This is a genomic window from Cryobacterium sp. MLB-32 (genome assembly GCF_000738085.1).
GTDB lineage: Bacteria > Actinomycetota > Actinomycetes > Actinomycetales > Microbacteriaceae > Cryobacterium.
In genome coordinates, this window is sequence record NZ_JPRS01000101.1 from 1 (window position 1) to 11,575 (window position 11,575).

Here is an 11,575-nt window from a genome sequence, read left to right on the forward strand (position 1 = left end):
AAATGGTGAGCGTGTCACGAAGCAGATGCTTGTGCGGACGCAAGAAGATGACTCGACCCAAATCGTCCCCCCAAGACGCACAACCAGCACTCTGCCCGTATACACAGAGTATGCCCCATATCAGGAAGGCTTCCACAGAGTCACTTGTGATGGCACCGGAAATGGGGGCACAGTCTGGTCTGCCCCAGATGAACGAATGGGCGACCCCCGAAGGGGTCGCCCGATCATGATGGTGCAGGGGAATATCGGAGCTGGTTAGCGTCCGAAGATTGAGGTGAGTGCCACATCACCGAGCACGTCGTCGACGAGGTCGTTTACCTGGCCGTCGATGGCGCCGGTGTCGACTCCTCCAACGTCTGTCGTGGTGCCGTTGCCGACGGGAGCGTCAACGGGCGCCTCGACCGGGGCGGTGATGGGCGCGGTGACGGGAGCGTCAACCGCGGTGTCGTTGCCCGAGGCGACGGCGTTTCCATTGCCAAGCTCTGTGCCGGAGGCGACGTCTCCGACGGAGGGGTTGAGCGAGCCGTTGGCGATTCCGCCGTTGACGAGCCCGCCGTTGGCCACGCCGCCGTTAGCCACGTCGTTGCCGAGTACACCGTTGCCGGTCGCACCGTTGAACAGGTCGTTGATCAGATCGGTGTGGGCCTGGGTGGTGGAGCTGTCCGTCACGGTGCTCGTGGTGGTGCTGGCGCGGTCCAGGCTGTCAGCCTGCGCCGGGGCGACGAGACCGCCGATGATGAGGGCGCCTGCTGCTGCGCCGGTTGCTCCGAATACGGCGATGCGCTTGGTGATCGTGTTCATGGAGAACTCCTAATTTCGTTGTTCTGTTTCGGCCCGATGTTCTCGAGCCACACGGCCCGAATGTTCATTCGGGGCACGGGAATGGTCCGGAGCAACCCGCATCGCGGTTTGGTCGGGTGGCGCGGGATCGGCCTCTGAAGGGCAGCGGATGCCCCGGTGCGCGACTTCTCCCGCCCCGCGATCGCCGCTATGACTGGCCTGTGGGAGCGGTGCCGGGAAGGTCTTACGGGAAGCTGGCAACCGCCATCCGTTCGCCAATCCACGCCGAGTTCCGCACCCTGCGCCAGCTTCCGGAGGGTGCGCCGGGTTCCGGAGGGTGCGCCGGGTTCCGGAGGGTGCGCCGGGTTCCGGAGGGTGCGCGGTGGGCCGGGGAATGGTGGGTTGGCGCAGGGTGGGGAGGTTGGCGCAGGGTGGAGCGTGCGCTGGGTTCCGGAGGGTGCGCTGTGGGTTCCGGACGGTGCGCTGGCTTCCGCGCCGGGCGCCGGGCGCCGTGCGCCGGAACGGAAGTGGGCAGCCGCGATCGCGGCGCGCCACGTAGAGTTAGTGAGTGCACTCACGGGCGATTCTGGAAAACGGCAGTGCGGCCAAGCGGCGGCGGTTGCATCCCGCGCAGGTCGTCGCATCCGCTTTCGCGTTCACCATCTTCGTGGGCACGGCCCTCCTGATGCTGCCGAACGCCCGGGTCGGGCCCGACAGTGCCACCTTCCTCGAGGCGATTTTCACCGCGACCTCGGCCGTGTGTGTGACCGGCCTCACCGTGGTGGACACCGCCGAGTACTGGACTCCGTTCGGCCAGATCGTGATCCTGGCGCTGATCCAGGTGGGCGGGTTCGGCATCATGACGTTCGCCTCGGTGATCGGCCTGGCGGTGGTACGCAAACTCTCGTTGCGTTCGCGCATCAACGCCGCCGCCGAGGCGAAGAGCGTGGGCCTCGAAGACGTCAAGGGGCTCATCGTCGGGGTCGTGAAGATCTCGCTGATCATCGAGGGCGCTGTCGCCGTGCTACTGACGATCAGATTCCTGTTCGGCTATGGCGAACCGTTCGGGCGGGCGGTGTGGCTCGGAGTGTTCCACGCAGTGTCGAGCTTCAACAACGCCGGCTTCGCCCTGTTCAGCGACAGCATGATGTCCTACGCCGCCGACCCCTGGATCGGCCTGCCGATCTGCGCGGCGATCATCCTCGGCGGGCTCGGCTTTCCGGTGATCGTTCAGCTGCGCAAGCACCTCCGCAGCCCCCTCAAGTGGACGATGAACACCCGCATCGTCGTCGCCGGCACGATCGTGCTGCTCGTGCTGGGCTCGGTGTACATCACCGCCGTGGAGTGGAACAACCCGAACACGCTCGGCCCGATGGACTGGCCGGCCAAGCTGCTCGCCGGCTTCTTCCAATCGGTGCAAACGCGTACGGCCGGGTTCAACAGCATCGACATCGGGCAGATGGACTCCGCGAGCCTGCTGGGCATGGACGTGCTCATGCTCATCGGCGCGGGTCCGGCCGGCACCGCCGGCGGCATCAAGATCACGACGTTCGCCGTGCTGTTCTTCATCCTCTGGGCCGAGGTGCGCGGCGACGTGGCCGTGAATGTCTTCGGCAAGCGGCTCTCCCGCGCAGTGCACCGCCAGGCCATCACGATCGTGCTGCTCGCGGTCGCCGTGGTGGTCGCCGCCACGGCCGCGCTCATGCTGATGACCGACGATTCTCTCGATTCCCTGATGTTCGAGACCATCTCGGCCTTCGCCACGGTGGGACTGTCCACCGGAATCACCGCCGCGCTTCCGCCCGCCGGGCAGGTCATCCTCATCCTGCTCATGTTCATCGGCCGGCTCGGCCCCATCACCTTTGCCTCGGCGCTCGCCCTGCGCGAACGTCGCTCCACCTACGAACTCCCGAAGGAAAGGCCGATCATTGGCTAGGTACTCACTGTTCGGCCGTCGCGACGCCACGCGCTTCGCCGAGGCATCCTCCGTTGTGGTGATCGGCCTCGGCCGGTTCGGCAGCGCGCTCGCCGTCGAGCTGATGCGAAGTGGAACCGAGGTGCTCGGCATCGACGGCGACGAAGAAATCGTGCAGGCGCACAACGGTCTGCTCACCCACGTCGTGCGCGCCGATTCGACCAAGGAGGCGACGCTGCGCGAGCTGTCCGTACCCGACTTCACCAGCGTCGTCGTCGCGATCGGCGGCGACATCCAGGCGAGCATCCTCACCTCGTCGCTGCTGCTCAAACTCGGCATCTCCAACATCTGGGCCAAGGCGGTGAGCGATCCGCACGGCGAGATCCTCACGCAGCTGGGGGTGCACCACGTGATCTACCCGGAAAAAGACATGGGCAAGCGCGTCGCCCACCTCGTGCGCGGCGCCATGCAGGACTACATCGAGATTGGCGAGAATTTTGCGATCGTGAAGACCACGCCGCCCGCATTGCTCATCGGGGTGCCCCTCGGCGAGGCCAAGGTGCGCGCCAAGCACGGCATCACCGTGACCGCGTTCCACCGAGACGGCGTGGGCTGGAGTTACACGAGCCTGAACACCGTGATTCAGGACGGTGACGTCATCCTCATCGCGGGCCAGTCCGAACGCGTGGAGGCGTTCAGCCTGCTGCGATGAGCGACTTTCTGGCATTCCTGGCCGGCGCTCCGCTCGGCACTCGCGTGGTCGTGCGTACCCGTATCGAGGGTGGGTACACGGATGCCCTGGGCTGCCTGCGCGAGGCGCCGCCGGCATCCGTCGTGGTCGAGACGAAACGAGGGCTCGTGACGCTGCTCCTCGCCGACGTGGTTGCCGCCAAGGAGGTTCCGCCGCCGCCGGCCCCGCGGGCGCCCCGTCGCTGACGCGCCCTGCCCCGAAAAAAACATGGCTCGAGGGACGTTTGACCCCCATACTGGAGGCATGACCGCTCACCCGTCCGGCTTCAAGACTCTTGCGAGCCTGAGCCGAATGACCCTGCTGAACCTGTTGCAGCGGCGTGGCACCATGACCATCGGCGACCTGGCTGAAGCCACGGGCCTGCACCCGAACACGACGCGGGAACACCTCGATCGCCTGATGGCTGACGGCTTCGTGACGTGTGCGCGCGAACACCGCGACGCGAAAGGCCGCCCGAGAATGCTCTACTCCGCTGCCGCCGGGGTCGATCGCGCCGAGGGATCCATCCGCGGGCACAAGGTCGAGGTCGCGCTGCAACGGGCCGAACAGGTGCGACGGATGCTGCTGCCCGCCACCGCCGAGCCGGCTCAGGTGCCCGGGTCTTCCGTTGCCTCGAACCCCCAGCAGCGGCAGATGGATGCCCTCGACGACCACCTCGACCAATCCGGCTTCGACGCGAGCATCGACCCGGACGGGCTGCACGTACACCTGCGGGACTGCCCCTATTCCGAAATGGTGAAGTCGAACCCCGAGGTCTGTCGCGTGCACTTCGCGCTGATCCAGGGGGTGCTCGATCAGGCCGAGGGGCCGCTGCGCGCGCAGCAGCTGCACCTGATCCAGGCGCCACAAAACTGCACCCTTGATCTGGTGCGTCGAGCGGGCAGCGAACCCGATGAAGACATTATTCACGGTGTTCTGAGCTTGTAGCGGGTTTCACCGGCGGCGAGGCTGAGGTATGCGGGTGGCCGGCTGGCCGCCCGGCGTATCGCGAGGGGCATGCCGATGAAACACGCAACACCCAGGCCGGGCACCGACGGAGCCCTGGCCGACACCCTGCTGGGCCTCGGCCGGTTCCTCCGCCGCGGCGAGACGTCGAAGGACCTGCGCAGCGTCTTCCTCTCCGGCGGGCGTGCGGCCGACTCCTTCTATCGCGATCGCTGGACCCACGACAAAGAGGTGCGCTCCACCCACGGCGTGAACTGCACGGGCTCCTGCTCCTGGAAGGTGTACGTGAAAGACGGCATCATCACGTGGGAAACCCAGCAGACCGACTACCCCTCCGTGGGACCGGACAGCCCCGAATACGAGCCGCGCGGATGCCCCCGCGGCGCCGCGTTCAGCTGGTACACCTACTCGCCCACCCGCGTTCGCTACCCCTACGTGCGCGGCGTGCTGTTGGACCTCTTTCGAGAGGCGAAGGCCCGTCTCGGCGACCCGGTGCTGGCCTGGGCCGCGATCACCGCGAACCCCGAGACGGCACGCGCGTACAAGAGCGCGCGAGGCCACGGCGGACTCGTGCGCGCCACGTGGGACGAGGCCGCTGAAATCGTGGCCGCCGCCCACGTGCACACCATCAAAGCGCACGGGCCAGACCGAATCGTGGGCTTCTCCCCGATCCCGGCTATGTCGATCGTGAGCCAGGGCGTGGGCAACCGGTTCATCTCGCTGCTCGGCGGCACGATGCTCTCGTTCTACGACTGGTACGCCGACCTGCCCGTGGCGAGCCCGCAGGTGTTCGGCGACCAGACCGACGTGCCGGAATCCGCCGACTGGTGGAACTCGAGCTACCTCATCATGTGGGGCTCCAACGTGCCCGTCACCCGCACCCCCGACGCGCACTTCATGGTGGAGGCCCGCTACCGCGGACAGAAGGTCATCACCGTCTCTCCCGACTACGCCGACAACTCCAAGTTCGCCGACGAATGGCTCGCCGTGCACCCCGGCACTGACGGCGCCCTCGCCCTCGCCATGGGCCACGTCGTGCTGCGCGAATTCCTGGTGGATCGGCGCACACCGCGCTTCGTCGACTACATGACGAAATTCAGCGACTCGGCCTACCTGATCGCCCTGACGCCGCGCGGTGACGCGTACGTGCCCGGCAAGTTCGTCACGGCCGACGCGCTGCCGGAAACCCCGGCATCCGTGGCCAGCGCCGCGTTCAAGACCGTGATGCTCGACGCCGACGGTACCCCCTTCGTACCGAACGGCTCCATCGGCCACCGGTTCAGCGAGACCGACAAGGGCACATGGAACCTCGACCTCGAGGGGCACGACCCTCTTCTGTCGATAGCGGATGCCGTCGACCACGACGGCGCATCCGTCGCGGTCGACCTGCCCCGTTTCGACGTATCGCCCGAGACCGACGACGAGGGAGTTCAACACGCCGGCGGCGCGGGCGTCATTCGCCGCGGCGTGCCCGTGCGCCGGGTGGCCGGCCAGCTGGTGACGACCGTTTTCGACCTGCTGCTCGCCCAATACGGCGTGGGCCGGCCGGGACTGCCCGGCGTGTGGCCCACCGGCTATGACGACGCCTCCAGCCCCGGAACGCCGGCCTGGCAGGAGGAGATCACCTCCGTGCCGCGGCAGGCCGCCGAACGAATCGGCCGGGAGTTCGCGCAGAACGCCGAAGACTCGGGTGGACGATCGATGATCCTGATGGGCGCCGGCACGAACCATTGGTTCCACTCCGACACCATCTACCGCGCCTTCCTGGCGCTCACCACGATGACCGGCTGCCAGGGCGTCAACGGCGGCGGATGGGCGCACTACGTGGGCCAGGAAAAGGTACGGCCGCTCACCGGCTACGGCCAGTACGCCTTCGCCCTCGACTGGGTGCGGCCGCCGCGGCAGATGATCGGCACCGGCTTTTTCTACCTCGCCACCGATCAGTGGCGCTACGACGGCCTGTCCGCGGATGTGCTTGCCACCCCGCTCGGCACCGGAATCTTCGCCGGCCGGACCACCGCCGACTGCCTGGTGGAATCGGCCAAGCGCGGCTGGATGCCGAGCTACCCCACCTTCAATCGCAACTCGCTCGACCTCGTGGACGATGCCGCCACGGCCGGGGTCGCTCCCGCCCAGTACGTGGTGGACTCCCTCGAAGACGGCAGCCTCGAGTACTCCTGCGAAGACCCGGACGCCCCGGAGAACTTCCCCCGGGTGCTCGTGGTGTGGCGCGCCAACATTCTCGGCTCGTCCGGCAAGGGCAACGAGTACTTCCTCAAGCACCTGCTCGGCACCGAATCCGCCGTGCGGGCCCCCGAATCGCCGGCGGAGAAACGGCCGAGCACCATGACGTGGCGCGAGAACGCCCCGGAGGGCAAGCTCGACCTTCTCGTCACGAGTGATTTCCGCATGACCAGCACCACCATCTACAGCGACGTGGTGTTGCCGCCGGCCACGTGGTATGAGAAGAACGACCTGTCGACGACGGACATGCATCCGTTCATCCACTCGTTCAACCCGGCGATCGCCCCGCCATGGCAGGCGAAGACCGACTTCGACACCTTCCACTTCCTGGCGCAGAAGATCTCCGAACTCTCGATCGGCCACCTCGGCGTTCGCCACGACCTCGTGGCCACGCCACTGCTGCACGACACCCCGGATGCGATGGCCACGCCGCACGGCATCGTGCGCAACGACCAGCCGCTGATCCCCGGGCTGACCATGCCCAAGCTGACGGTCGTGGAACGGGACTACCCCGCCTTCGCCGCGCAGCTCGGCGCGCTCGGACCGCTCACGGCGAAGCTCGGCATGATGACCAAGGGCGTCAAATTCGCCCCCGACGAGGAGGTCGACTACCTCGGTCGGAAGAACGGTCTGATGCCGGAGGGCCCGGCGAAGGGGCGGCCGCGCCTCACGACCGCGATCCACGCCTGCGAAATGGTGCTCGCGCTCTCGGGAACCACGAACGGCCGACTCGGCACTCAGGGTTTTCGAGCGCTCGAGGAACGAACCGGCACCAAGCTCGCACACCTGGCCAGCGACAACGCCGGCCGCCGATTCAGCTACCCAGATGTGCAGGGCGCCCCGGTCCCTGTGCTCACCTCCCCGGAATGGTCGGGCTCCGAGCATGGCGGCAGGAGGTACAGCGCGTTCACGATCAACGTGGAACACCTCAAGCCGTGGCACACCCTCACCGGGCGCCAGCACTTCTACCTCGACCACGACTGGATGATCGAGCTGGGCGAATCCCTGCCGGTGTTTCGGCCGCCGCTGGACATGCACCGCCTCTTCAACGACTCGATCGTGGGGTCGACGGCGGCGACCGGGGACCCGGCAGCGAAGGGGCGGGCGGAGGTGGCGGTGCGCTACCTCACCCCGCACTCGAAATGGTCGATCCACTCCGAGTACCAGGACAACCTGCTGATGCTGTCGCTCAGCCGTGGCGGGCCGACCATGTGGATGAGCCCGCAGGATGCCGAAAAGATCGGTGTGCGCGACAACGACTGGATCGAGTCCTACAACCGCAATGGCGTGGTCGTGGCCCGGGCCGTGGTCTCGCACCGCATGCCGGAGGGCACGGTGTACATGTACCACGCGAAGGACCGCACCATCAATGTGCCGGTGGCCGAGACGAGCGGAAAGCGCGGCGGCACCAACAACTCGCTCACCCGCATCCTCTTGAAGCCCAGCCACCTGATCGGTGGCTACGCGCAACTGTCGTTTGCGTTCAATTATCTCGGCCCGACCGGGAATCAACGCGACGAGGTCACCGTGATCCGCCGCCGCAGCCAGGAAGTTGAGTACTAAATGCGCGTTATGGCCCAGATGTCGATGATTATGAATCTCGACAAGTGCATCGGCTGCCACACCTGCTCGGTGACCTGCAAGCAGGTGTGGACCAACCGAACCGGTGTGGAGTACGCGTGGTTCAACAACGTGGAGACGCGGCCCGGGCTCGGCTACCCGCGCCAGTATGAAGACCAGGCGCGCTGGAAGGGCGGGTGGGTGCGCAATAAGCGCGGTCGGCTGAAGCTGCGCTCGGGCGGGCGCATCAACCGCCTCGCTCACATCTTCAATAACCCCGACCTGCCGCAGATCGACGACTACTACGAGCCGTGGACCTACGACTACGACATGCTCACCACCGCCCCGGCCGGCAACCAGAGCCCCGTCGCCCGGCCGAAGTCGCTGCTGACCGGCAAGAACATGGACATCAAATGGTCGGGCAACTGGGACGACGACCTCGGCGGCTCGCAGGAGACCGCGGCGGCCGACCCGATTCTGGCGACCATGAGTGAGCACGTGAAGATGGAGTTCGAGGAGACCTTCATGTTCTACCTGCCGCGCATTTGCGAGCACTGCCTCAACCCCGCCTGCGTGGCCGCGTGCCCCTCCGGCGCCATGTACAAGCGTGAGGAAGACGGCATCGTGCTGGTCGACGAGGACGGATGTCGCGGCTGGCGGATGTGCGTCTCGGCGTGCCCGTACAAGAAGGTGTATTTCAACCACAAGACCGGCAAGGCCGAGAAGTGCACCCTCTGCTACCCGCTGATCGAGCAGGGCAAGCCCACCATCTGCTCCGAAACGTGCGTGGGACGCCTGCGCTACCTCGGACTGATGCTCTACGACGCCGATGCGGTGCTGCAGGCGGCCACGGTCGAGAACGACCAGGACCTGCTCGAGGCCCAGCGCTCCTGCTTCCTCGATCCGTTCGACCCCGAGGTCATCGCGGCGGCGAAGGCCGGCGGCATGGCCGACGACTGGATCCTGGCCGCACAGAACAGCCCTATCTACAAGCTCATTTCGGAGTTCAGGATCGCGCTGCCGCTGCACCCGGAATACCGCACCATGCCGATGGTCTGGTACATTCCGCCGCTGTCGCCCGTTGTCGACGTGGTGAGCACCACAGGGAGCGACGGCGAAGACTCCCGCACCCTGTTCGCTGCCATCGACAAGCTGCGCATCCCGGTGGAATACCTGGCCGGGTTGTTCTCGGCCGGCGACGTGGTGCCGGTGGAATCCTCGCTGCGCAAGCTCGCCGCGATGCGTTCCTACATGCGTGACGTGAACCTCGGCAATGACCTCGACGAGTCCATCCCGGAGGCGGTCGGCATGACCGGCGAGTCGATCCAGGCCATGTACCGCCTGCTCGCCATCGCCAAGTATGAGGACCGCTACGTGATCCCGAAGGCGCACGTGGAGACGGCGCGCGAGCTCGAAGAGCTGGGCTGCTCCCTCGACACCGATGGCGGTCCCGGCATGGGTGGACCCGGTTCCGCCGGGCACAGCGGCCCGTACGGCAACACCGTCGGGATGCCCCTCGGTGCCACCGTCGACAACTACAACGAGATGCGCGGCGAGGCGGGCACGCCGACCACGCCGGGACGGGTGAACCTGCTCAACTGGAACGGCGCGGCATCCGCTGCCGGTCTGTTCCCGCCCGTGCAGCCCCCCGCCACGGACGACGGGGCACCCGCATGATCACCTTCGGCTTCCGTGCACCCAAGGTGGCACCGCAGCGGATACAGGCGTTGGCGCTCTCGTCGTCTGACGGCGTGATCGCGCACATGGCGGCCTCGATCCTGCTCGACTACCCTTCGGCGGAGCGGCGCAGGCGGTTCTCGGTGGTGCGGGCATCCGTGTCCACGCTGCCCGACGCCCTGCGGGCGGCGTTCGAGGAATTCTTCGCCGGGGTCGGTGCCTGGAGTCCCCAGGAACTGGAGGCGCACTTCACAGCCACGTTCGACCTGAAGCGCAAGTGTTGCCCCTATCTCTCGTACTATGCGGCGGGGGACACCCGGCGGCGGGGCATGGCGCTGGTGCGTTTCGTGGAGGCGTATCGCGCGGCCGGCTGGGAGGTGGCCGCCGACGAGCTGCCCGACTACCTGCCATGGTGCTCGAGTTCTCGGCCTGTTCCGACTCACCGATCGCGGCGGAACTGCTGTCGGCGCACCGTGACGGCATCGAGGTGCTGCGCAGCGCACTCGAGGCGGTGGGCAGCCCGTACGCGCACGTCGTCGAGGCGGTGTCGCTGTCGCTGCCCGAGATCGACGAGGTGACGAGGCAGCGCTACCTCGACCTCGTCAACGAAGGGCCACCCACCGAAACCGTGGGCATGACCTTTCTCGGCAACCTGAAACCGTTCAGTGTGAGTGAAGGGGCACGAGTATGACCGCCTGGGACTACCTGCTCTGGGTGGCCTTCCCCTACGCGGCGAGCGGTGTGTTCATTGTGGGACACCTGCTGCGCTACCGCTACGACCAGTTCGGCTGGACCAGCCGGTCGAGCCAGACCTACGAGAACCGGCTGCTGCGCTGGGGGTCGCCGATGTTCCACTACGGCATCCTGATGGTGATCGGCGGGCATGTCGTCGGCCTGTTCATTCCGAAGCCGTGGCTCGAGTTCTTCGGCGTCACCGAGCACATGTACCACCTCGGCGCCACGTGGCTGGGCAGCTTCGCGGCCCTGCTCACCGTGTCGGGCCTGGTCATCCTGATCTACCGGCGACGGCGCACCACTCGGGTGCTGCTGGTGACCACGGTGATGGACAAGGTGATGTACGTGTTGCTGGCCGGCACGATCACCTTCGGCACCACCGCCACCGTTTTGTACCAGATCTTCGGCGGCGGCTACGACTACCGCGGATCGATCTCTCCGTGGATCCGCTCGCTCTACGGGTTCCAGCCCGATCCGTCGCTGATGAGCGATGTGCCGTTCTTCTTCCAGTTGCATGTGCTCACCGCGACGGCCCTGTTTCTGCTGTGGCCGTTCACCCGGCTCGTGCACGTCTTCTCGGCGCCGCTCGGGTACCTCGTGCGCCCCTATGTCGTCTATCGCTCGCGTGACGACCCCCGCGGTACCGGGTCCCGCGCGCCGCGCCGCGGCTGGGAGAAGAGCGAGCGTCCCGTCGTTCGGGGACGCCACTGATGCGACGCTCTCTCGCAGGTTGTGCGTCCGACTGTCGAGGCGCGAGGCGCGAGCGATCGAGCTGGTCGGGCGCTTCGCGCCACCGTGGGAGGGGGAAATGCGCCGCGGTTTCCCCATTCCGCTGGTCGAGGAACGCCGTCTACGGCGCCGGTTGTCGAGCCTGTCGAGACACGAGACACGAGACACGAGACCCGGTGAGCCGAGTTTGCGAGTCAGGTTGCGCGGTCTCGAGACGCTCGTTCCTCGCTCCTCGACCA

The 11,575-nt window shown here is 66.8% G+C and carries 9 protein-coding genes and 1 pseudogene; 9 read left to right on the forward strand and 1 reads right to left on the reverse strand.

Features of this window, described 5'->3' with window-relative positions; genetic code table 11:
- Nucleotides 1-255 precede the first annotated feature (255 nt).
- Nucleotides 256-801, reverse strand: a complete 546-nt coding sequence (locus JF66_RS21745) for a hypothetical protein (RefSeq protein WP_051973447.1) — start codon at nt 799-801, stop codon at nt 256-258.
- Nucleotides 802-1,348: 547 nt separating this feature from the next.
- Here JF66_RS21745 and JF66_RS11330 point away from each other — a divergent pair.
- The 9 genes and pseudogenes from JF66_RS11330 (at nt 1,349) to narI (ending at nt 11,318) form a co-directional block, all read left to right on the forward strand.
- Nucleotides 1,349-2,716: a TrkH family potassium uptake protein gene (locus JF66_RS11330; RefSeq protein ID WP_035877985.1), complete on the forward strand. Its 1,368-nt coding sequence runs from the start codon at nt 1,349-1,351 to the stop codon at nt 2,714-2,716.
- Nucleotides 2,709-3,407, forward strand: coding sequence for a TrkA family potassium uptake protein (locus JF66_RS11335; protein WP_051973448.1), 699 nt, complete (start codon nt 2,709-2,711; stop codon nt 3,405-3,407). The genes JF66_RS11330 and JF66_RS11335 overlap by 8 nt, the downstream gene beginning before the upstream one ends.
- Nucleotides 3,404-3,631, forward strand: coding sequence for a hypothetical protein (locus tag JF66_RS11340; RefSeq protein WP_035877987.1), 228 nt, complete (start codon nt 3,404-3,406; stop codon nt 3,629-3,631). Before JF66_RS11335 ends, JF66_RS11340 begins: the two co-directional genes overlap by 4 nt.
- A gap of 58 nt (nt 3,632-3,689) precedes the next feature.
- Entirely contained in the window at nt 3,690-4,373 is a 684-nt protein-coding gene (locus JF66_RS11345; RefSeq protein WP_051973449.1) for a metalloregulator ArsR/SmtB family transcription factor, read from the forward strand.
- Nucleotides 4,374-4,448: 75 nt separating this feature from the next.
- Complete coding sequence (locus JF66_RS11350; protein ID WP_035878000.1) at nt 4,449-8,198, forward strand: nitrate reductase subunit alpha; 3,750 nt, start codon at nt 4,449-4,451, stop codon at nt 8,196-8,198.
- Entirely contained in the window at nt 8,199-9,872 is a 1,674-nt protein-coding gene (gene narH / locus JF66_RS11355; protein WP_035877989.1) for a nitrate reductase subunit beta, read from the forward strand.
- An 86-nt stretch (nt 9,873-9,958) separates the two neighbouring features.
- Nucleotides 9,959-10,222, forward strand: a pseudogene (locus tag JF66_RS24345) (nitrate reductase molybdenum cofactor assembly chaperone); the annotation flags it as partial.
- Nucleotides 10,223-10,281: 59 nt separating this feature from the next.
- Entirely contained in the window at nt 10,282-10,563 is a 282-nt protein-coding gene (locus tag JF66_RS24350) for a hypothetical protein (protein ID WP_231556386.1), read from the forward strand.
- On the forward strand, nt 10,560-11,318 hold the full coding sequence (gene narI / locus JF66_RS11365) for a respiratory nitrate reductase subunit gamma (protein WP_035877992.1): 759 nt from the start codon (nt 10,560-10,562) through the stop codon (nt 11,316-11,318). Before JF66_RS24350 ends, narI begins: the two co-directional genes overlap by 4 nt.
- Nucleotides 11,319-11,575: the final 257 nt, after the last annotated feature.